Annotated in this window: 19 protein-coding genes; 8 read left to right on the forward strand and 11 right to left on the reverse strand. The window is 71.1% G+C overall.

Features of this window, described 5'->3' with window-relative positions; genetic code table 11:
• The first annotated feature begins 287 nt into the window (after positions 1–287).
• From ACIQAC_RS08695 to ACIQAC_RS08705, 3 genes are all read left to right on the forward strand, one after another.
• Positions 288–1109 carry an RNA polymerase sigma factor SigF gene (locus ACIQAC_RS08695; RefSeq protein ID WP_402189263.1) on the forward strand — a complete coding sequence of 274 codons (822 nt, stop codon included), beginning with the start codon at positions 288–290 and terminating at the stop codon, positions 1107–1109.
• Between the two features lie 413 nt (positions 1110–1522).
• Positions 1523–2428 carry an RNA polymerase sigma factor SigF gene (locus tag ACIQAC_RS08700; protein WP_402188377.1) on the forward strand — a complete coding sequence of 302 codons (906 nt, stop codon included), beginning with the start codon at positions 1523–1525 and terminating at the stop codon, positions 2426–2428.
• Positions 2429–2801: 373 nt separating this feature from the next.
• Positions 2802–3047, forward strand: coding sequence for a hypothetical protein (locus tag ACIQAC_RS08705; RefSeq protein ID WP_402188379.1), 246 nt, complete (start codon positions 2802–2804; stop codon positions 3045–3047).
• A 48-nt stretch (positions 3048–3095) separates the two neighbouring features.
• Here ACIQAC_RS08705 and ACIQAC_RS08710 read toward each other — a convergent pair whose 3' ends face one another.
• Complete coding sequence (locus ACIQAC_RS08710) at positions 3096–3290, reverse strand: hypothetical protein (protein ID WP_402188381.1); 195 nt, start codon at positions 3288–3290, stop codon at positions 3096–3098.
• 296 nt (positions 3291–3586) lie between these two features.
• Here ACIQAC_RS08710 and ACIQAC_RS08715 point away from each other — a divergent pair, with 296 nt between their 5' ends.
• From ACIQAC_RS08715 to ACIQAC_RS08730, 4 genes are all read left to right on the forward strand, one after another.
• On the forward strand, positions 3587–4102 hold the full coding sequence (locus tag ACIQAC_RS08715) for a MarR family winged helix-turn-helix transcriptional regulator (protein ID WP_402188383.1): 516 nt from the start codon (positions 3587–3589) through the stop codon (positions 4100–4102).
• Between the two features lie 15 nt (positions 4103–4117).
• Positions 4118–6646 (forward strand): MFS transporter, encoded by a 2529-nt coding sequence (locus tag ACIQAC_RS08720; RefSeq protein ID WP_402188384.1) that lies wholly within the window; start codon positions 4118–4120, stop codon positions 6644–6646.
• 110 nt (positions 6647–6756) lie between these two features.
• The gene (locus ACIQAC_RS08725; protein WP_402188386.1) at positions 6757–7578 is read left to right on the forward strand and encodes a YceI family protein; all 822 of its coding nucleotides are present in this window, start codon (positions 6757–6759) and stop codon (positions 7576–7578) included.
• 50 nt (positions 7579–7628) lie between these two features.
• Positions 7629–8099 carry a PPOX class F420-dependent oxidoreductase gene (locus ACIQAC_RS08730; RefSeq protein WP_402188388.1) on the forward strand — a complete coding sequence of 157 codons (471 nt, stop codon included), beginning with the start codon at positions 7629–7631 and terminating at the stop codon, positions 8097–8099.
• 26 nt (positions 8100–8125) lie between these two features.
• On the opposite strand, the gene ACIQAC_RS08735 is transcribed toward ACIQAC_RS08730, so the two are convergent.
• From ACIQAC_RS08735 to ACIQAC_RS08775, 9 genes are all read right to left on the reverse strand, one after another.
• Positions 8126–8881 carry a TetR/AcrR family transcriptional regulator gene (locus ACIQAC_RS08735; RefSeq protein ID WP_402188390.1) on the reverse strand — a complete coding sequence of 252 codons (756 nt, stop codon included), beginning with the start codon at positions 8879–8881 and terminating at the stop codon, positions 8126–8128.
• Between the two features lie 139 nt (positions 8882–9020).
• The gene (locus ACIQAC_RS08740) at positions 9021–10493 is read right to left on the reverse strand and encodes an MFS transporter (RefSeq protein ID WP_402188392.1); all 1473 of its coding nucleotides are present in this window, start codon (positions 10491–10493) and stop codon (positions 9021–9023) included.
• Positions 10494–10538: 45 nt separating this feature from the next.
• Positions 10539–12797, reverse strand: a complete 2259-nt coding sequence (locus ACIQAC_RS08745; RefSeq protein ID WP_402188394.1) for an MMPL family transporter — start codon at positions 12795–12797, stop codon at positions 10539–10541.
• A 140-nt stretch (positions 12798–12937) separates the two neighbouring features.
• A complete protein-coding gene (locus ACIQAC_RS08750) occupies positions 12938–15067 on the reverse strand; it encodes a glycosyltransferase family 39 protein (RefSeq protein ID WP_402188395.1) in 2130 nt (709 codons plus the stop codon).
• Entirely contained in the window at positions 15064–16521 is a 1458-nt protein-coding gene (locus ACIQAC_RS08755) for a glycosyltransferase (RefSeq protein WP_402188397.1), read from the reverse strand. The genes ACIQAC_RS08750 and ACIQAC_RS08755 overlap by 4 nt, the downstream gene beginning before the upstream one ends.
• Before the next feature lie 14 nt (positions 16522–16535).
• A complete protein-coding gene (locus tag ACIQAC_RS08760; protein ID WP_402188399.1) occupies positions 16536–18134 on the reverse strand; it encodes an ATP-binding protein in 1599 nt (532 codons plus the stop codon).
• On the reverse strand, positions 18131–18871 hold the full coding sequence (locus tag ACIQAC_RS08765) for a response regulator transcription factor (protein WP_384590611.1): 741 nt from the start codon (positions 18869–18871) through the stop codon (positions 18131–18133). Before ACIQAC_RS08765 ends, ACIQAC_RS08760 begins: the two co-directional genes overlap by 4 nt.
• Before the next feature lie 145 nt (positions 18872–19016).
• Positions 19017–19910, reverse strand: a complete 894-nt coding sequence (locus tag ACIQAC_RS08770) for a DUF2797 domain-containing protein (RefSeq protein ID WP_402188401.1) — start codon at positions 19908–19910, stop codon at positions 19017–19019.
• A gap of 39 nt (positions 19911–19949) precedes the next feature.
• A complete protein-coding gene (locus ACIQAC_RS08775) occupies positions 19950–20336 on the reverse strand; it encodes an HGxxPAAW family protein (protein WP_402188403.1) in 387 nt (128 codons plus the stop codon).
• Between the two features lie 114 nt (positions 20337–20450).
• Here ACIQAC_RS08775 and ACIQAC_RS08780 point away from each other — a divergent pair, with 114 nt between their 5' ends.
• Entirely contained in the window at positions 20451–20969 is a 519-nt protein-coding gene (locus ACIQAC_RS08780) for a MarR family transcriptional regulator (protein WP_402188405.1), read from the forward strand.
• Between the two features lie 13 nt (positions 20970–20982).
• Here the strand turns inward: ACIQAC_RS08780 and bla are convergent, their stop codons facing one another.
• The gene (gene bla, locus ACIQAC_RS08785; RefSeq protein WP_402189265.1) at positions 20983–21945 is read right to left on the reverse strand and encodes a class A beta-lactamase; all 963 of its coding nucleotides are present in this window, start codon (positions 21943–21945) and stop codon (positions 20983–20985) included.
• Positions 21946–22038 lie beyond the last annotated feature (93 nt).

A 22038-nucleotide genomic window follows, 5' to 3' on the forward strand; every position in this document is an offset into this window, starting at 1 on the left:
GTCTTGTGATGCTATGACCGCTTTTGACGGATGAGTTGATGGATTACGAGGTGGAGTTGACCGTGCCGGCCAGTACTGCGCCTCAAGCACCGCCCCAGGAGCCCCTGACGACGACCGCGACGACAGCCCAGGAGTCCGGGACGGCCACAGTGACAGCGACCGCAGCAGTGACAGCGACGGCGACCGTGACAGCGCCGGGAGCAGGGACAGTGCCGGGAGCAGGGACGGCGGCGGGTACAGGGACGGCGGTGGGTACGGCGACCGGGGCGGGTGCGGCGACCGCCACACTGACGGCTCCCGCCCCCGCCGTGGAGACGGCCCCCCTCCAGGCGACACCGCAGCGCAGCCGGGGCGCCGACACCCGGGCGCTGACCCAGGTGCTCTTCGGTGAGCTCAAGGACCTCCAGCCGGGCACCGCGGAGCACAACCGGGTGCGCGGGGCGCTGATCGAGGCGAACCTCCCGCTCGTCCGCTACGCCGCCGCCCGCTTCCGCTCCCGCAACGAGCCCATGGAGGACGTCGTCCAGGTCGGCACCATCGGCCTGATCAACGCCATCGACCGCTTCGACCCGGAGCGGGGGGTGCAGTTCCCGACCTTCGCGATGCCGACGGTCATCGGCGAGATCAAGCGGTACTTCCGGGACAACGTCCGCACGGTCCACGTTCCGCGCCGCCTGCACGAGCTGTGGGTGCAGGTCAACAGCGCGACCGAGGACCTCACCACCGCCTTCGGCCGCACCCCGACGACCTCCGAGATCGCCGAGCGGCTGCGCATCACCGAGGACGAGGTGCTGTCCTGCATCGAGGCCGGACGGTCGTACCACGCCACCTCGCTGGAGGCCGCGCAGGAGGGTGACGGACTGCCCGGACTGCTCGACCGGCTCGGCTACGAGGACCCGGCACTGGACGGTGTGGAACACCGCGATCTCGTCCGGCATCTGCTGGTGCAACTGCCGGAACGCGAGCAGCGAATTCTGCTGTTGCGCTACTACAGCAACCTCACGCAGTCCCAGATCAGTGCCGAACTCGGCGTATCGCAAATGCATGTCTCGCGGCTGCTGGCGCGCAGTTTCCAGCGGTTGCGGACCGCGAACCGGATCGAGGCGTGAGCTTCCCGCGGGCCGTACGCCCGCGATAGCCGGCGGCCCGCGCCGGCCCGGCGCGGGTGTCGGAACCGGAACGGCCGCCCACCCCGGGCGGGCTCGGCGGGTGCACTCGAAGCGGAGTGGAGTGCACCTCGATTCGAACCGGCGCACAACCGAAAGCGCGAGCGATCAGTAACCGGCACGAGCGAATCGCTCACCAGCCGCTTCGTCGGCCGAATCCCCCTGAAAAACCGTCACACCGCCTCTTTCCAGGGCCGATTCGCGTCTCGCATGTCGACATGTCACTACAGCGTGTTGCCGACATGTGACATTCTGCCGGAAGCGCGTTTGCCGTGGCTCCGGCTCCGGTATTCAGGTGAAGGCTGCTCCTCGACGAGGACGCCGCCACGACCGTCCCGCGACCCAAAGGGGGTGGCATGTCCGCAGACCAGGGCAGCTCGAAGGTGCTCACGCTCACAAAGAGCGAGGCGACGCCGGATGCGCTCGACACGCTCAGCCCCATCGACGAGGCACCGGCCGTCGCGGCCGCGCCGACTCCGGCCCTTCCGGCCGCATCGGAAGCCATCGACACCCGCACCCTGTCCCGCTCCCTGTTCCTGCGGCTCGCCGCGCTGGACGAGAACAGCCCCGAGCGCGCCTACGTCCGGGACACGCTCATCGAGCTCAACCTCCCGCTCGTGCGGTACGCGGCGGCCCGCTTCCGCTCGCGCAACGAGCCGATGGAGGACATCGTCCAGGTCGGCACCATCGGCCTGATCAAGGCGATCGACCGCTTCGACTGCGAACGCGGCGTGGAGTTCCCCACGTTCGCGATGCCGACGGTCGTCGGTGAGATCAAGCGCTTCTTCCGCGACACCTCGTGGTCGGTGCGGGTGCCGCGCCGGCTCCAGGAGCTGCGCCTGGCCCTCACCAAGGCCAGCGACGAGCTGTCCCAGAAGCTGGACCGCTCCCCGACGGTGACCGAACTCGCCGCGGTACTGGGCGTGTCCGAGGAGGACGTCGTCGACGGCCTCGCGGTCGGCAACGCCTACACGGCCTCCTCGCTGGACTCCCCGGCGCCCGAGGACGACGGCGGCGAGGGCTCGCTCGCGGACCGGCTGGGCTACGAGGACACCGCGCTGGAGGGTGTGGAGTACCGCGAGTCCCTCAAGCCGCTGCTGGCCAAACTGCCGCCCCGTGAGCGGCGGATCATCATGCTGCGCTTCTTCGCCAACATGACCCAGTCGCAGATCGGCGAGGAGGTCGGCATCTCCCAGATGCACGTCTCCCGGCTGCTGACCCGCACCCTGGCCCAGCTGCGCGAAGGCCTGATCTCGGACTGACGTACGGCCCCGTCCGTACCGTCCCTTCCTTTCTGACGTACCGTCAGCCAGCATGGCCCGATGTCTCGCGCGACGCATCGAGCGATATCGACACCCGGCCGCCGGGGCGCCCTGATCGGCGCGTCGGCGGCGGTCGTCTGTCTGGGCGCGGCACTTGCCGCGGGCGGCCCGGATCGGGTCGCCGGTACGGGGGTGCCGACGGGCGGGGTGCGGTTCGTGCCGTTGGATCCGCCGGGGGCCAGTGCGGGTGCGGGTGGTGAGTCCGCCTCCGAGCCGGAGGGTGGGGGCGGTGGCACGCGCGTGCCGTCCGGGGGTGGTGAGCCGTCGGGTTCCGCCGGCTGCCGGGCCCGCCGGGCTCCTGGTCGGGGAACCCGTGCGGGAGCCGGCGGACCAGCGGTGGTGCGAGAAGGTCACCCTCGGCTTCCACAACACCGGGCAGAGCGCGGTGCGTTCGGGCACGGTGACCTTCGGGACGCACGTCATCGGCGCGCTCGGCGTCGACTGGGCGACCGTCGAGTCCACCGAGGAACTCCCCGCGCCGATCCCGGCCGGCGCGCGGAACGAACAGACCTGGACGGTGTGCGTCGAGACGCGTGACGTCGACGTGCGGTGGGACTAGCGCGCCCGCGATCCGGTGCGGAGCGGGGCATCGGCCACCGCGGCCGCGTTACTTCAGCGCGAGCCAGGCGACCGCGGCGACGACCACGAGCACCGCGACGACACCGAGGATCAGGCCGACGCGCGGGCCCGAGGAGGCCTGCTGCTGGCGGCCGCCCTGCGGGGGCTCGTCGACGAACGCGCGGAACATCTGGGTGCTGCCGGCGGGGTCCGGGTTGCCCTGGGGGTTCTGGGAGTTGGCCATGGCCATGGACCCTAGCGAAGTCGCTGGGCGCCGGCCTAGTCGGGGGTTCCTTGTCGGGGGCTTGCCTGCTGCCGGCGTTCGGATTCCTGGGGCTCCGCCCCAGACCCCGTTCGGCCTGGACGGCCTCGTCCTCAAGCGCCGGACGGGCTGTCATTGGCCCCCGGTCTCAGCTGCGGCTTTACGGGTGCACATGCTTGTGTTTGCCAAGTTTTTGCTGGGCTTACGGCCACTTTATTTGCCTTCAGCAACCAATGGAATCTACGGTTGCCTGAAGCAACGAAAAATGGGGCGATGTGATGGCGGAGCAGGCGCAGTACGAGGAGCTCGCGCGTCAGCTCAGTGCCGTCGGGGCGGTGAAGCGGGATCTCGCGCGGATCCTGCCCGCCTCGTGCCCGGCCGGCTCGGCCGCCGTGCTGGCGCTGCTCGACCGGCACGGGGACATGCGGATCGGGCAGCTCGCGGAGCTGCTGGCCGTGGACATGTCGGTCACCAGCAGGCATGTCACACATCTCGCCGAGCGCGGCTGGATCGAGCGCAGCTGTGATCCCGCGGACAAACGCTCCCGCATCCTGCGGCTGACGCCGGCCGGCCGTGCCGTGGTCGACGAGCTGTCGCGGCGCAGCAGCGAACTGCTGGCCGAGCGGCTGAGCGACTGGACCGACGACGAGGTCGGGCAGCTGATCGGGCTGATGACCCGGTTGCGGGCGAGCTTCGGCGACCACCGGCCGGGACCGCGGCCGGTCGGGGTACGGGCGACGGGGCCCGCCCCTCCCCCACTCGAACCCACCACCCGGACACCCGCGAACACGTAAGAGAAAAGGAAAGCCATGGCAACGACCACACCGACCGGTGTGCGGGCCCACGCCAAGCACGGGGGTGGCTCACACGGGGAACCGATGTCGCACCGGCAGATCATGGAGGCACTGACCGGGCTGCTGCTCGGCATGTTCGTGGCGATCCTGTCGTCCACGATCGTCTCCAACGCGCTGCCCGACATCATCAAGGACCTCGGCGGCGGCCAGAGCGCCTACACCTGGGTCGTCACCGCGTCCCTGCTGGCGATGACCGCGTCCACCCCGCTGTGGGGCAAGCTCGCCGACCTCATCTCCAAGAAGCTGCTGATCCAGCTGGCGCTGGGGGTGTTCGTCCTGGGTTCGGCCGCGGCCGGGCTCTCGCAGAACCCGGCGATGCTGATCACGTTCCGCGCGGTGCAGGGCATCGGCATGGGCGGTCTGTCCGCGCTGGCCCAGATCATCCTCGCGGCGATGATCTCCCCGCGTGAGCGCGGCCGGTACAACGGCTACCTCGGCGCGACGTTCGCGACCGCGATGGTCGGCGGCCCGCTGATCGGCGGAGTCATCACCGACACCGACTGGCTCGGCTGGCGCTGGTGCTTCTACGTGGGCGTCCCGTTCGCCGTCATCGCCCTGATCGTGCTCCAGCGCACCCTGCACCTGCCCGTCGTCAAGCGGCAGGTGAAGGTCGACTGGTCCGGCGCCTTCTTCATCACGGCCTCGGTGTCGCTGCTGCTGGTCTGGGTGACCTTCGCCGGTGACAAGTACGACTGGGTGTCCTGGCAGACGTACGCGATGGTCGGTGGCACGATCGCGCTGCTGCTCGTGTTCATGCTCATCGAGTCGAAGGCCAGCGAGCCGATCATTCCGCTGCGGCTGTTCCGCAACCGCACGATCACGCTGGCCTCGATAGCGTCGCTGTTCGTCGGTATCGCGATGTTCGCCGGCACCATCTTCTTCAGCCAGTACTTCCAGCTGGCCCGGGACAAGTCGCCGACGATGTCCGGGGTGCTGACGATCCCGCTGATCGCGGGCCTGTTCGTCTCCTCCACCGTCTCCGGCCGGATCATCACCAAGACCGGGCGCTGGAAGGCGTGGCTGCTGATCGGCGGTGTGCTGATCACCGCCGGACTCGGCCTGCTCGGCACCATCGAGTACAACACCCCGTACTGGCACGTCGGTGTCTTCATGGCGCTGCTCGGTCTCGGCGTCGGCATGATGATGCAGAACCTGGTCCTCGCCACGCAGAACCAGGTGGCCCCGAGCGACCTGGGTGTCGCCAGTTCGGTCGTCACCTTCTTCCGCTCGCTCGGTGGCGCCGTCGGTGTCTCCGCGCTGGGCGCGGTGCTCACCCACCGGATCACGCACTACATCCAGGAGGGCGCGGCCTCCCTCGACCCGCAGTCGCAGGCCGCGCTGGCCGGTGCGAGCGACACCAACGCCTCGCTCCCGGACCTGGACGCCCTGCCCGCCCCGATCCGCACCCTGATGGAGAGCTCCTACGGCAGCGGTATCGCGGACGTCTTCCTGTACGCGGCTCCGATCGCGCTGCTCGCGCTGCTGAGCGCGCTGTTCATCAAGGAGGTCCCGCTGCGGACCCAGGGCGCGCTGGCCCAGGCGGCCGCCGAGGAGGCCGCTCCCGAGGGTGCCCCCGTCGCCGCGGAGGCGATCCGGGTTCCGGAGGAGGAGCGGGTGCCGGCCGTTGTCGGTGCCGTGCCGGAGGCGGGTCCCGGCGGGACGCAGCGGCTCGCCGCGGTGGCCTCCGCGACCGGCGGTTCCGGTGGCGGTGTCAGTGGCGATGCAGGTGTCGCGGTGCGTGGATTCGTGCGCGGCGCCGAGAGCGCGCCCGTGCCGCAGGCCGCGGTCACGCTGATCTCGCTGTCCGGCCGTCAGCTCGGCCGCTCGGTCGCGCAGGCCGACGGTTCCTACGCGCTCGACGCGCCCGGTACTGGTTCGTACGTCCTGATCGCCTCCGCCGACGGTTTCCAGCCGCAGGCCGCGACGGTCGTCGTCGACGGCGGACCGCTCGCCTACGACATCCTGCTCAGCGGCACCAGCGGGCTCACCGGTGTGGTCCGGGCCGCGGCGACCGCGCTGCCGGTCAAGGACGCGATGGTCATCGTCACCGATGTGCGCGGTGATCTCCTCGCCACCCAGACCACCGGCGAGCAGGGCGAGTTCACCCTCGCCGAGCTGGTGCCCGGCACGGTGACCGTGGCGGTCAACGCCGCCGGGTTCCGGCCGCGTGCCCTGCCCGTCGAGGTCGGCGGCACCGGTGTCACCCGGATCGAGGTCGACCTCGACTCCGGAGCCCGGGTCCAGGGCGTCGTACGCGCACCCGCCGGACCGCTCGCCGACGCCCGCGTCACGCTCGTCGACGCGGCGGGCAACGTGGTCGGCACCGCCACCACCGGGTCGGACGGGGCGTACGCCTTCACCGATCTGGACGGCGGCGAGTACACGGTCATCGCCACGGGCTACCCGCCGGCGGCGACCGCGCTGACGGTCACCGGACGCGGTGTCGACGACCACGACATCGCCCTCGCCCACCCGGGCGAGTAGCACAGAACCCCGGCCCGTGTCAGGGGCGCGCTCTGAGCGGAGGCGCCCCCCGGCACGGGCCGGTCTCTCTTCACGACCACTGGACCACTGCCCCCGAGGGAGAAAACGGGATGGGACTGAGCGCGCGGATCCGTACGCGGGACGGCTGGGCCGTGTCGCACGCGGTCGTCACGGTGACCGACATGGCGGGCGCGCAGGTGCTGCGGGCCGAGGCGGACGGCGAGGGTGCGGTACGGGATGCGGCGCCGCTGGCGCCCGGCGCGTACACCGTGATCGTCACGGCCGTCGGGTACGCGCCCACCGCGCGCAGCGCGCTCGTCACCGCGAGCGGCCGGGCCGAGCTGGGCGCGCTGACGCTGGCCCGGCAGGGCGGCACCGAACTGCCCCCGCCGGGGCCCTGGACCATCGACCCGGCGCACTCCAACGTCGGGGCCGTCGCCCAGCATCTGGGCATCTCCAGCGTGCACGGCCGCTTCACCGACTTCGCCGGCACGATCGAGATCGCCCCCGACGACGTCACCAAGTCCCGGGTCGCGGCCGTGATCCGGGCCGCGTCGATCGACACCGGCAACGGCATGCGGGACGGGCATCTGAAGTCGGCGGACTTCCTGGACGTCGAGCGCTTCCCGGAGATCACGTACCGCTCGACCGGTGTCACGCTCGCCGGCACGGACCGCTGGACGGTCCACGGTGAACTGGGGATGCACGGCGTCGTACGGCCCGTGGACCTCGACCTCGCCTATCTCGGCACCGGCGCCGACCCGTGGGGCGGCACCCGGGCCGCGTTCCGCGCGACGGCCGAACTGCGGCGCGAGGACTTCGCCATGAACTACAACCAGGTCGTCCAGGCGGGTGTCGCGGCCATCGGTACGACCCTCAGGGTGGAGCTGGACGTCCAGGCCGTGCAGGGCGAGACGCTGCCGCAGGCGTAGGACCACCAGGGTCACCCTCGGTGGGCGGTCCAGGGCCTACGCTGCTTTTCATGGCACCGAACATCGCGACGAACACGTCCGTCTCCCTGGAAGAGCTGCTGGACTTCGTACGGCCGCGGCACCGGGCGATCCTGCTGACCCGTCGGGCCGACGGGAGTCCGCAGGCCTCGCCGCTGACCTGTGGCGTCGACGACTCGGGACGGATCGTGATGTCCACGTATCCCGAGCGGGCGAAGACGCGTAACGCGAAGCGGGACGCGCGGGTGAGTGTGCTGGTGCTGAGTGATGAGTGGGACGGGGCGTGGGTGCAGGTCGACGGGGTGGCGGAGGTGCTGGATTCGCCCGATTCCGTCGAGCCGCTTGTGGAGTACTACCGGAATATCGCCGGGGAGCATCCTGACTGGGACGAGTATCGGGCCGCGATGGTGAAGCAGGGGAAGTCGATTGTTCGGGTTACTCCCGAGCGGTGGGGGCCGGTTGCCACCGGGGGGTTTCCGGCCCGGTTGGTCGAGGGCGGCTGAGGGCCGGGGCGTATGGCGGAACGCGCCTAGGCGCGTTCCGCCATCGCCTCGATTCCCGCCACCAGGAGGTCCAGGGCGAAGGTGAAGTCCCTGTCGAGCATCTCGGTGACCGTGTCGCCGCCGCGGGCCGCCATGATGTCCTGGCTGTTGGTGATGACGTCGGCCGTGCCGGGGTCCTCGCCGACCGATGCCATGGAACGGCGGTAGTACTCGTCCGGCGTCAGGCCCGCGTCCGTCACGCGGGAGAAGAAGTGGCCCTCGATCGTGCCGTAGCCGTACACGAACTGGAAGACGGCCGAGATCGCGCCGGTCACACCGTGTGCGGGCAGGCCCGCGCCGCGGATGACGCGCTGGACCTGGCGGGAGAACGCGAGTGAGTTCGGGCCGATGTTGAGGTAGCGGCCGGCGAGCGGGGACAGCCAGGGGTGGCGCACCAGCAGGGAGCGGTACTCCGTCGCGAGCATCCGCAGCTGTGCGCGCCAGTCCTGGTCCCCGGCGTCCGGGTCGGGCAGTTCGAGTTCGCCGAAGGCCGCGTCCAGGGCGAGTTCGAGGAGGTCGTCCTTGGTGTCGACGTACCAGTAGACGGACATGGCGGTGACGTTGAGCTCGGTGGCGAGGCGGCGCATCGAGAACTTGGCGAGGCCCTCGGAGTCCAGCAGCCGTACGGTCACCTCGGTGATCCGCTCCCGGTCGAGCCCCGACGGCTGCCCCCCGCTCCGACCACCCCGGCGCGCCCGGTCCCCCAGCCACACACTGGCTCGCTCGGCAGCAGCCTCAACCATGGCCCGACCTCTCCTCAACCCACCCAACGCCCGCTCAACACAAGGCTAGGCGCAACCCCGGGCCCAGGGGCGCGGGGAACTGCGCGAGAAACCACAGCGCGCCCGCACCCGCACGACGGACCTGTCACCACCCGCCCCTTCAGGCGCCCCCCTTCTCCGCCCGCCGCAGCAACGCCCCCGCCACCAGCCCCCCGGCCAGCACAGCCCCCGCCCCCACCGACAAACTGACCTCAAGCCCGGCGGAGTACGAGTCGATCACCCGGTCCCGCTCCACCGCGGACCCCGCCGCCGCCAGCGCCACCGGCAACGACACCGCCGCGAACCGCGCGTTGAGCACCGCCCCGAGCACCGCCACCCCCAGCCCGTTCCCGAACTCCGCCAACGTGCCGTTGATCCCCGCCCCGACCCCCGCCTTCGCGGGCGGAATCGCGCTCATGATGGCGTGGGCCATCGCCGGGTTGGCGATCGCGCATCCCGCCCCGATGAGCACCAGGCCGAGCAGTGTCCCCCCGTAACCGCCGGAGGCCATCGTGGCGATGGAGACCAGACCCGCCGACATCAGGACCATGCCGAGCGTGATGGACACCGGTGTGCCCAGCACGGTCGTCCACTTCGCGGAGAGGCCGGAGAAGTTGAGCGCGACGACGACCAGCGCGAGCGGTGCCGTGCGCAGGCCGGCCTCCAGGGGGCCGTAGCCGAGGACGAACTGGAGGTGCTGGGTGAGCAGGAAGAGCGCGCCGCCCATGCCGAAGGTGATGAGCACGGCCCCCGCCACCGCGCCGGTGAAGCGGCGGTCCCGGAAGAAGTGCAGGTCGAGCATCGGGAACGGGATCCGGCTCTCCCACCACGCGAACAGGGTGAGGACGAGGACGGCGAGGGTGCCGCCGACCAGGACGCGGCCGGAGGCCCAGCCGTGTTCGGGGCCCGAGATGATCGCGAAGACCAGGGACGCCATGCCGATCGTGGAGAGCAGCGCGCCGAGCAGGTCGGGGCGGTCGCCCTGCGGGTTCTTGGACTCGGGGACGAGGGCGACGACGGCGAACAGGCCGAGGGCCACGACCGGCAGGTTGATCAGGAAGATCGCGCCCCACCAGAAGTGGTCCAGCACAAAACCGCCGACGAGGGGTCCGGTGGCGAAGCCGAGGGCGTTGACCGCGCTCCAGACGCCGATCGCCTTGGCGTGCTCCTCGGGCGCGAAGATCTGCATCGCGACGGCGAGGGTGGTGGTCAGCAGCAGCGCGCCGCCGATGCCCATACCGGCCCGCGCGGCGATCAACTGCCCGGTGGATCCGGCCAGTCCGGCGGCGAGCGAGCCGATGCCGAACAGGGCGAGACCGGCGATCAGCATCTTCTTGCGGCCGTAGCGGTCGGCCGCGCTGCCCGCGGTGAGCAGCAGCCCCGACTGCACCAGCGAGTACGCGTTGATCATCCACTGGATGTCGGAGGTGGCGGCGTCCAGTTCCTCGGTGAGGGAGGGGATCGCCACGTTCAGCACGGTGTTGTCGAGCAGCACGGTGAGCTGGGCGAGACAGATGACGCCGAGGATCAGCCAGCGCTGTGGATGGCCGCCCCCGGTGAGGGACGCACTCTGCGCCTGGGAGGTCGTGGGCATGCTGTACACCGTAGAACAGTTCCTATACGGCGTACAAGAGCGTTTCTAGGGGCCGGGCACCGGGGCCTTGTGCCGGGTCACTCCCTCGCCCTCCGCGTCGATGTGGGGCAGCATCCGGTCGAGCCAACGCGGTGTCCACCAGGCGTGTCTGCCGAGCAGTGTCATCACGGCCGGGACCAGCAGCAGACGGACGACGGTCGCGTCGATGAGCACACTGACGGCGAGACCCAGGCCGAGCATCTTGACCACGATGTTGTCGCTGACGATGAACGCGGCGAAGACGCTCACCATGATCAGGGCGGCACAGGTGATGACCCGGGCGGTGATCTCCAGGGCGTGCGCGACGGAGGCCTTGGCGTCGCCGGTGCGCACCCAGCCCTCGTGCACACGGGAGAGCAGGAAGATCTCGTAGTCCATGCTCAGGCCGAAGATGATCGCGAACATCATCATCGGGACATAGCTCTCGATCGGCACCGTGCCCGAGACGCCCAGCGCGGGGCCGCCCCAGCCCCACTGGAAGACGGCGACGACCACGCCGTAGGAGGCCGCGATGGACAGGACGTTGAGGACGGCGGCCTTCAGGGCGACCAGCAGGCCGCGGAAGACCGCCAGGATGATCAGGAAGGCGAGCGCCACGACCACACCGATGATCAGCGGGAGCCGGCTCGCGACGATGTCCCGGAAGTCGACCTGCGCGGCCGTCGTACCGGTGACATAGCCCTTCGCGTCGGCGCCGGAGACCGCGGCGGGCAGGGTGTCGTCGACGAGCCGGTTCGTCAGGGCGGTGGTGCCGGCGTCCTGCGGGGACTCCTTCGAGTAGACCGTGCCGATCAGCACGTCCCCGTCCTGGGTCGCCGTCAGCGGGGTGACGGCCGCCGCGCCCGACACGGAGTCCAGGGTCTTCTGCGCCTGCGAGGCGAGGTCGGAGCGCTGGTCGGAGGGCACCTTCGACTGGTCGACGACGATGGTGAGCGGGCCGTTGGAGCCGGGTCCGAAGGCGTCCGTCATCAGGTCGTACGCCCGTCTGTCGGTGAACGACGTGGGGTCGGCGCCGTCGCCGATGTGGCCCAGCTGGATCGAGAAGACCGGGATGGCGAGGACCACCACGGCCGTCACACCGGCGGCCAGATATCTGAGCGGGTGGCGTTCGACGCGCAGGGCGTAGCGATGCCACATGCCGTGCGGGGTCTCGCCGGGCGCGGCGTCGGTCTCGGCGACCGGCTTGCGGACGTGCCAGCGGTCGAGGCGGCTGCCGATCAGCCCGAGCAGGGCCGGGACGAGGGTGAGGGCGCCGAGTACCGCCGAGACGACGGTCACCGCGGCGGCCAGCCCGAGTTTGCCGATGAAGGAGACGCCGGACGCGGACAGGCCGGCCAGGGCCACGATCACCGTGCAGCCCGAGACCAGCACGGCCCGGCCGCTGGTGGCGGTGGCCCGCCCCGCCGAGCGGACCGGGTCGTCGCCGTCGATGAGGTGCTGGCGGTGCCGGGTGATCAGGAACAGGGCGTAGTCGATACCGACCCCGAGGCCGATCATCGTGGCCAGGGTCGGGGAGACCGTGGCGAAGGTGAAGGCGGCGGCCAGCAGGCCCAGACAGGCCAGCCCGCCGATCACGCTGATCAGCGCGGTGATCAGCGGGATGCCGGCGGCCAGCACACTGCCGAAGCCGACGAGGAGCACCACGATCGCCACCGCGAAGCCGATCAGCTCGCTGATCCGGTCGTCAGCGGCCGGACGCGCCAACTCGCCCAGGGGTCCGCCGTACTCGACGTCGGCCCCGGCCGCCCGCAGCGGCTGTACGGCGTCGTCGACACCGTGGAGGTAGTCGTCGCCGAGGGTGGAGGGCTGGACGTCGAAGCGGACCGTGATGTAGCCGGTCTTGCCGTCGGAGGAGAGGGGGCCGACGTTCGGGGTGTTCTGCTGTGCGGACTGGCTGCTGCCGCTCGGGGCGCTCAGGGGGTTCTGCGCCGACAGGACGTGCGGGAGTTTCTGAAGGTCGGTCACCGCCCCGGACATCTGGGAGCCGAGTGCGGTGAGCGACTGGTCCGGGTCGTGCAGGACGATCTGGGCGCCGTAGCCGCCGGCCGCCGGGTCGTGGGCCTTGAGCACGTCGAGGCCCTGCTCGGACTGGACGCCGGGCAGGGAGAAGTTGTCCTCGTACTCGCCGCCGACGGACCGGTCCACGGCCTGGAGGGCGCCCATCGCGACCAGCCAGGCCACGATGACGATCACGAAGTGCCGGGCGCACCACTCGCCGAGCCGTTGCAGGCGGCCTCCGCGTTCACTGCCCGGTGCGCTGGACACGTCTTCATTACACGCCCGGGCGATGACCTCGGCATCTTGGGAAAGGCCCGGCGCCCCGGGAAAGGGGTGTGCCCCGGGGCCGCTCACCCCGGGGCACACCATGGGCGGGGACCACTCGTCAGTGGTCCCCGCCGGTCCGGTCAGCCGGTGCTGGAACTCACCGGCTGGGTCAGGTCGTAGAAGCTGGCCGAACCGACCGTGACCGCCTTGAAGTTCTCCTCGATCCAGGAGGTGATCTGGACCGACGTGCCGTCCTCGGAACCGCCCAGGGCGCCGGCGCCCGTGCTGCCGGAGATGAAGTAGTGGACCTTTCCGTCCTCCACGTACTTCTGGAACTCGGCGAGCGTCGGGGAGGGGTCGGTTCCGTTGAAGCCGCCGATCGCCATCACCGGCTCACCGGTGGCCAGCTGGTAACTCGCCGCATTCTGCGAGCCGATGGCCGCGGCGGGCCAGGTGTAGTCACCGGCGCCGGACTCCAGCAGTTCCTTGGCCTCGTCGCTGACGGCGGCACCGTCGAGCAGACCGCCGAAGCCGCCGCCGCCACCGCCACCGCCTCCTCGCTCGGCCGTGCCGCCGGGGGAACCGCCGCCGGGCCGGGTCGTGTTGCCACCCTGGCCGTTCTGGCCCGGCGCCCCGCCGGTGAAGCCGCCCGTGGGGGGCTGACCGGTCTGACCGCCCTGGCCCTGCTGACCCCCACCCGGGAGGCCACCGCCACCGCCGCCGCCGAAGCCTCCCCGGCCACCCGCGACCGCCGGCCCCGCCGTCACGATCGAACCGGTGTGGCCCTCGTTCAGCGTGGTCAGGCTGTACGCCGTCGGGCCGGCGAGCGCCGCCGCAATGCTTACGCCGACCACCACTACCGCCAGTCGACGCCCGAGCCGGCTCACGAAGACCAGGCCGAGCGAGGCCGCGAGTCCGCCGATCAGCACCGTCCACTTCAACCAGGGCAGATAGTCCGTGGAGCGGTTGAGCAGGACGTAACCCCAGGCGGCCGTCGCCGTCATGGCGCCCGCGAGCGTCAACGACGCCCAGGCCTTGCCCCGTTCCTCCCAGAGCACGGCCGCGCCCATACCGACGAGCGGGGCGATGTAGGGGGCGAGGGCAACGCTGTAGTACTCGTGGATGATGCCCTGCATAAAGCTGAACACCACCATGGTGATCAGCAACGCGCCGCCCCACAACACAAAGGCCGAGCGGGCGGTGTCCGTACGCGGGGCCCTGCGCAGCAGCCAGACCGCCGCGACCAGCAGGATCAGCGCGGCGGGGATCAGCCAGGAGATCTGGCCGCCGAAAGAGTCGGAGAACATCCGGTCCCAGCCGGTCTCGCCCCAGCCACGGCCGCCTCCACCGCCGCCTCCGCCTCCGCCTCCGACGCTGCCGGTCTCCTCGCCGTTGATCCGGCCGAGACCGTTGTAGCCGAAGGTCAGCTCCAGGAAGGAGTTGTTCTGCGAGCCGCCGATGTACGGGCGGGAGGACGCCGGCCACAGTTCGACGATCGCGACCCACCAGCCGCCCGCGGCGACCATCGCGAGTCCGGCGAGCAGCACCTGGGTCACCCGCTTCTTCAGCGTCGTGGGTGCAAAGACCATATACACCGGAGCGAGCACCGGCAGGATCAGGAACGCCTGGAGGGTCTTCACCAGGAAGGCCAGGCCGATCGCCACGCCCGCCCACACCAGCCACTTGGTCTGCGCCTTCTCCAGCGCGCGGATCGTGCAGTAGACCGCGGCGGCCATCAGCAGCGCGAGGGACGCGTCCGGGTTGTTGAACCGGAACATCAGCGCGGCGACCGGGGTCAGCGCGAGCACCGCGACGGTGACGAGCCCGGCCACCGGCGAGAACCGGCGGCGGACGGCCCCGTACAGCACGGCGGCGGTACCGACCCCCATCAGGACCTGCGGGAAGAGGATCGCGAAGGAGTTCAGGCCGAGCAGCCGGACCGACAGGGCCATCGGCCACAGGGAGGCCGGGGGCTTGTCGACGGTGATGGCGTTGCTCGCGTCGAGCGAGCCGAAGAACATGGCCTTCCACGACTGGCTGCCCGCCTGGACGGCCGCCGAGTAGAAGGAGTTGGCGTACCCGGACGCCGTGAGGTTCCAGGTGTAGAACGCGCCGACGAGCACGAGGGCGGCGAGGAAGGCCGGGCGGACCCAGGCCGCGTCCTCGGTCCGGCCGCGCCACACACGCTGCCGGAACGCCGTCTTCAGCCGGTGCGGGGCGGGCGCCGCGGCCGGTCCGACCGCCTGTCCGTGGGGGGTTGTTGTGGTCATCGGGCGTCCCTCGGATCGGTGTAGGAGCGCTGGGCGTCGTAGGCGGGTTCGGTGTCGTAGGCGGGTCCGGTGTCGAACGGGGGTCCGGCCTTGTACGCGGGTCCTGCGCCGTGGGCGGGTCCGGCCTCGTACGCGGGTCCGGCCTCGTACGCGGGTCCGGCCTCGTACGCGGGTCCGGCCTCGTACGCGGGTTCCGTGTTGTACGCGGGCTGCTCGGCGCGGTCCGGGAAGACCCAGGCGCGGAAGAGCAGGAAGCGCAGCACGGTCGCGGCGAGGTTGGCGGCGATCAGCACGGCCAGCTCGGTGGAGTGGGCCGGGTCGCCGCTCGCCGCGTTCAGGGCGGCGAGCGAACCGCTGGTCAGGGCCAGTCCGATACCGAACACGACCAGGCCCTGCGCCTGGTGGCGCACCGCGCCCGACCGGCCGCGCACCCCGAAGGTGAGCCGGCGGTTGGCGGCGGTGTTGGCGACGGCGGAGACGAGCAGGGCGAGCGCGTTGGCGATCTGCGAACCGGTGAAGCCGCGGAACGCGGTGTAGAGCACCAGGTAGAACAGCGTGGACAGCCCGCCGACGACACAGAACCCGACGAGCTGGCGGGCCAGTCCCGTCGGTACGTTCGTCAGCTCGCGGTCGCGCGGATCGTCGCCGAACGGCCGGGCGAGCCGGTCCAGCGGCAGCGAACCGCTGGTCAGCGCCTTGCCGACCCGCCACACACCCTTGAGGTCCTCGGTGGCGGTCCGGATGATGTGCACGGTGGAGTCCGGGTCGTCGACCCAGTCGACCGGCACCTCGTGGATCCGCAGCCCGGCCCGCTCGGCGAGCACCAGCATCTCGGTGTCGAAGAACCAGCCGGTGTCCTCCACCAGCGGCAGCAGCGCCTGGGCGACCTCGCGGCGGATCGCCTTGAAGCCGCACTGGGCGTCGGAGAAGCGGGCCTGGAGCGAGCCGCGCAGGATGAGGTTGTAGGAGCGGGAGATGAACTCCCGCTTGGCGCCGCGCACCACCCGTGAGCTACGGGCCAGCCGCGAGCCGATCGCCAGGTCCGAGTGGCCCGAGATCAGCGGCGCCACCAGCGGCAGCAGGGCGTTGAGGTCGGTGGACAGGTCGACGTCCATGTAGGCCAGGACCGGGGCGTCGGAGCTGGACCACACGGTCCGCAGCGCACGGCCGCGGCCTTTCTGCTCCAGACGGAAGGCCCGTACCTCCGGGATCCGTGCCGCCAGCGCCGCGGACACCTGGGGGGTGGTGTCCGTGGAGGCGTTGTCCGCGATGGTGATGCGGAACGGGTACGGAAAGGTGCGCGTGAGGTGTTCGTGCAGCCTCAGCACACACGGCTGTAGGTCCTTCTCCTCGTTGTAGACGGGGATCACCACGTCCAGGACAGGCGTACCGGCGGCTCCGGCCGGGAGGTGCTCCCGCGCCGGCAGGGTGCCGGGAGAAGAGTCGGTTCGCATGCGAAAAACTCTCGTCAGGCGCCCTGTCGCACCCATGTGGTGGCCCTGTGCTGGGGCTGTGGATGCTGTTGCCGGTTTGTGTCGGCGGCCGGCGGCGGGCCCAGCGCGGGCAGCCGGAGCGTGAACACCGTGCGTCCGGGCACACTGTCGACGGTCACGGTGCCGCCGTGCGCGGCCGCGACGGCCTCCACGATGGCGAGCCCCAAACCGGTCGAACCGGTGGATCGGGAACGTCCCGTGGCGCCTCGCGCGAACCGTTCGAAAACATGCGGAAGCAAATCGGGCGGGATGCCCTCACCGTCGTCCCGCACGTCCACGCACAGCCACTCCCCACGCCGCTCCACGCGCGCGGTGACCGTGGTCCCCGGCGGGGTGTGGGCACGGGCGTTGCCGAGCAGGTTGACCAGCACCTGCTGGAGCCGGGCGGCGTCGGCCGACACCAGCGCGGGCTCCTCGGGCAGTTCGAGCCGCCAGTTGTGGTCCCGGCCGGCCGCGCGCGCGTCGCTGACGGTGTCCACCACCAGCGGTACGAGGTCGGTCTGCTCGAACTGCAACGGGCGTCCGGCGTCGAGGCGGGCCAGCAGCAGCAGATCCTCGACGAGCAGGGTCATCCGGCCGGCCTCGGACTCGATCCGCCCGAGGGCGTGCCGGGTGTCGGGGCCGACCTGTTCCCCGCCGCGGCGGGTGAGTTCGGCGTAGCCGCGGATGGAGGCGAGCGGTGTGCGCAGCTCATGGCTGGCGTCGGCGACGAACTGCCGTACCCGTGTCTCGTTGCGCTGTCTGGCGTGCAGGGCGCCGTGCACGTGGTCGAGCATCCGGTTGAGCGCGAGTCCGACCTGGCCGACCTCGGTGCGCGGGTCGGTCTCGGACTCGGGCACCCGCTCGTCGAGGTTCACCTCGCCGCTGTGCAGGGGGAGTTCGGAGACCCGGGTGGCGGTGGCGGCGACCCTGCGCAGGGGGCGGGTGGCGACGCCGACGATCACGATGCCGGCGAGGGAGGCGGCGATCAGACCCGCCGCGGTGACACAGACCTCGATGAGGATCAGTGTGTTGAGGGTGCTGTCGACCTCGTCGGTCGGGATGGCGACGTAGTAGTGATCGGTCTGGTCGGCGGTGCTCGCGTACTGGACCCGGTACTCGCCGAGGCCGGGGATGTCCGCCGTGTGCTTGTGGCCGTCCCGGGGCACCGCGGCGAGCGCGGCGGCCTGGGCCTGGGTGAGGTTGCCGGGCACCAAGGTCACGTTGTCGGCGGAGGACTGCACACCCACCTTGGCCGCGACGACGGTGCCGCCTCGGACCTCGGCCCCGATGGTGCCCTTGGGCTGCGGGCCCCGGGAGACGAACTCGTCGAGGTCCAGGGTGTTGTACCTGATGGGTTTGTCGCCCGAGCCGTCGGCGAACGGCGGGCCGACCGCCCGGATCGTCGACTCGGTGAGCTGCTGGTCGAGCTGTTCGTACAGGTGTGACCGCAGCGCGAGAGTCGTGACGGTGCCGATGACCGCGCACACCACGGCGATCAGCACCACGGACGCGACGACGAGCCGGGTCCGCAACGTGCGCGGCTGTCCGGTGAACCGCCGCCGTCGCGTACGCGGGCGTCGCCGCCGGGTCATGACGTGGCTGGCTTGATCAGATAGCCGGCGCCGCGCCGGGTGTGGATCATCGGCTCGCGCCCGGCGTCGATCTTCCGCCGCAGATAGGAGATGTACAGCTCGACGACGTTGGCCTGGCCGCCGAAGTCGTACGACCACACGCGGTCCAGTATCTGCGCCTTGCTGAGCACCCGGCGCGGGTTGCGCATCAGGAACCGCAGCAGCTCGAACTCGGTCGCGGTCAGATGGATGCCCTGCCCGGCCCGCGTCACCTCGTGGCTGTCCTCGTCGAGGGTGAGATCACCGACGACGAGTACGGAGTCGGAGCGGCGGTCGGCGGCCCCGGAACGCCGGATCAGCCCACGCAGCCGCGCGACGACCTCCTCCAGGCTGAACGGCTTGGTGACGTAGTCGTCGCCGCCGGCGGTCAGCCCGGCGATCCGGTCCTCGACCGCGTCCTTCGCCGTGAGGAAGAGCACGGGCACGTCGGGCAGCTCACGGCGGAGCCGCCCCAGCACGGTGAGCCCGTCCATGTCGGGCAGCATCATGTCGAGGACAACGGCGTCGGGCCGGAACTCGCGGGCCGTCTGCACGGCCCCCTGTCCGTCGCCGGAACTCCGGATCTGCCATCCCTCATAGCGCAGGGCCATGGAAAGCAGCTCGGTGATCGACTGCTCGTCGTCCACCACCAGCACCCGGACGGGGCTCCCGTCCGGCCTCAGCAGTTCGGTGCGCCCCTGGGGCGAGGTCGTGGTCATGGCCGACACACTCGCGCTCGGCTCTGAGAAGGCCCTTTCCACAACCTGTGATTTCCCTGAGAAGTACACAGGGGAGTCTCAGGCAGTCCGAGGGACTCTCAGGGACTCTCAGGGACGTGGCCGGGGGTGACCTGGGGAGGGCCTGTCAGAAGAGCCCGTCCTGCCGGTGGGTCTCCCGCACGAACTCCCTCACGGGTACGGGCACTTCCCCCGCCCCCGCCGCTACGGCCGCCCCCGTGGCCGGTTCCAGCTCCCATCCCCGCATCAGCCGGGTGTCGAGCACCAGCACCCCGTCCCCCGTCGCCAGATGCAGATCCGGCCCGGCGGCCGCGACCAGCTCACCGCTCACCACCCCGCCCGCCACCAGCGCCCGCACCTCGCCGAACGCCTCCGGGACCCCCGCGAGCCCGAACACCCCCACGTGATCCACGGCCCGGAAGGGCTTGCGCACCAGCGACTCCGGCCACCCGCCCAGCGCCACCGCCCGCGCGTGCAGCTCCCCGATCTCCGCCGCCCGCTCGGCCGCGCTCACGGGAAGCGCCGCCCGCACCGCCCGCTTCTCGCTGTACGGGATCCGGTCCGGCACCCCGAGCGCCGCCCGCAGCAGCTCCTCCGTCCGCCGCGCCGCCATCAGCGGACCCGCGCCCAGCCAGCTGAAACAGACCGCCCCCTGCTCCAGCAGCCGCGCCGGCCCCCGCTCGACCGCGGTGATCCCGACCTTGGTCATGCCGGGCCCGAACCACGCCAGATACACGTGGTACGGCCGCGGATCGTCCGCGATCGTGTCGGCCGCGACGGAGTGCGCCCGGTCCAGCCGCGCACACTCCTCGCACCGCGCCCCCGTACTCCGCCCCGGCACCTCCGCCCGCAGCGCGCAGGCGTGCCCGCGCGCCCCCACACACGTCCGCACACCCCCCGCCCCGACCCCAAAGGCCACCCGCTTTCCCCAGGTCAGCGCGCTGCGCCGACCCCCGTCCCACTCCAGCTCGGGCCCCCGCGCCGACCATCGCAGCCCCGAGCAACGCCATTCCTGAGCCATTGCCAAAAGCGTAGACGCGACCACTGACAACGCCGGGTCCTAGCGAGACGGCGACTCGGCGACCGCCTGCTGCCGAGCAACTCCCGCCGCCCCCGGCGCCGCGGCCCCCGCCACTTCCACCACCGTCCCCCGCCGCCCGCGCCCCGCCAGCCGGCACCCCCAGCAGTCCGGGTGCCCGGCCCGCGCCCCCGCGTCCCGCAGCCGCCAGTCCCACTCGGCCCGGGGCCGCAGCCCCGGCGGCTTCCCCCACCCGGTGAGATGCAGCGCCCAGGTGACCAGCACACTCACGGCCATCACCGCCACCCCCGCGGCGATGAGGACGGGGGACGTCACACAGACCCCCACCCCGGCGACGGACCCGCCGACCGTGGCGATCCCGGTGCCGGTCCACCCCGCGACCGTGTGCCCCTCGTCATGAATGCTCATGTGCCTGCCTCCTGCCACCCTCATAGAATCGACAGATCGAGCGCGATCCCTCACGACGTAAGAAATTTACTACAGAAACCTCTTACGAAGTAAGAGGACTCGGGAAAGAGATCCATGCCGGCCGAGCCGTCCCGTCCTCCCGCCACGCCCGCCGAGGCGGTCCACGCCATGGACCGGCTGATCTCGGCACATCTCTTCGGCCAGCACCAGATCGCCCAGGAACTCGGCATGAGCGTCACCGACCTCACCTGCTTCGGGTACGTCATCGAGGCCGGCGACGACCTGCTCACCGCGGGCGAACTCGCCGTACGCGCGCATGTCACCACCGGCGCGGTGACCGGCATCCTGAACCGCCTCGAACGTGCCGAGTACGTCACCCGCCGCCCCGACCCCACCGACCGCCGCCGGGTCCGGGTGGCCGTCGTACCGGCCGCCGTGGAGCGGGTCATGGTGATCTACGGGGACTACTACGTGCGGCTGCACGCCCTGTTCGGCGAGTACAGCGGCGAGGAGATCGGCGTGATCAGGGACTGGTTCACGCGGGCGACGGCGCTGGCGCACGACTATCTGGAGAACCTGGGGCGGGAGCACGGGGGGAACTCGGCGCTTGAGACTCGCGGGAGTGAGGGCTAGGGCGAAACACGCCCTAGCGGCCCAGGCCCGTCACCGCCGCCTTCGCCGCCCCGGCGATGAGCGCGTCATCGCGCTCGGCTCCGTCCTCGTCCCGGCTGGACAGCACGCTCAGGACGACCGGGTTGCCGCCGTCCTCGGGCCACAGCACGGCGATGTCGTTGCGGCCGCCGTACCCCGCCGTGCCGCTCTTGTCGGCGACCTTCCAGCCCTTCGGCACCCCGGCGCCGATAAGGGTCTCGCCGGTGGTGTTGGTCTCCATCCACGTCCTGAGCAGGGCACGTTCGTCGCGCTTGAGGGCGTCGCCGAGGAGCAGTGCGCGCAGGCTGCCGGTCATCGCGCGCGGGGTGCTGGTGTCCCGGACGTCGCCGGGCCTGCCCTCGCTGAGGTCGGGCTCGTAGCGGTCCATCTCGGTGACGTCGTCGCCGAGTTCCTCCAGGACGGACTCCAGGGCGTCGGGTCCGCCGAGGTCCTCCAGGAGCAGGTTGACGGCCGTGTTGTCGCTGTACCAGAGGGTGGCGGCGGACAGTTCGCGCAGGCTCATGCCGGTCTCGGTGAAGTTCTCGGTCACCGGCGAGTTGTCGACCAGGTCCTCGCGCGAGTAGTGGATCACCTTGCCCATGCCGTCCACGCCGTACCGCCGCAGTACGGCACCCACGGCGAGGGCCTTGAAAGTGGAGGCGTACGCGAAACGGTCGTCCGCGCGGTAGCCGACGGAACGGCCCGTGCCGGTGTCGAGGGCGTAGACGCCGAGCCGTGCGTCGAACTCCCGCTCCAGTTCCTTGAATCGCCGCTCGGCGGCCTTGGTATCCGGTTTCCGGCCGGCGTCGGCGCCTGTGCCTTCGTTGCCGCCCTTGCCTGCGTTGCCGCCCTTGCCTTCGGATGCCGTGGGCTGCGGTTGGTCCTCCCCGCTCTGACCGCAGGCGGGCAGCGCGGCGAGCGCGAGCACACCGGCCGCGGCGACGGCACCCCGGCGCATTCGAAGCACGTATGACGACAGCACGTAGGACGACATGGCATGACCTCCAGAGATGAGGAACCCCGAGCCGGTGGAGGGCCCTTCGGGCAGCGT

Origin of the sequence: Streptomyces sp. NPDC088387 (genome assembly GCF_044753385.1) — a bacterium.
Lineage (GTDB): Bacteria > Actinomycetota > Actinomycetes > Streptomycetales > Streptomycetaceae > Streptomyces.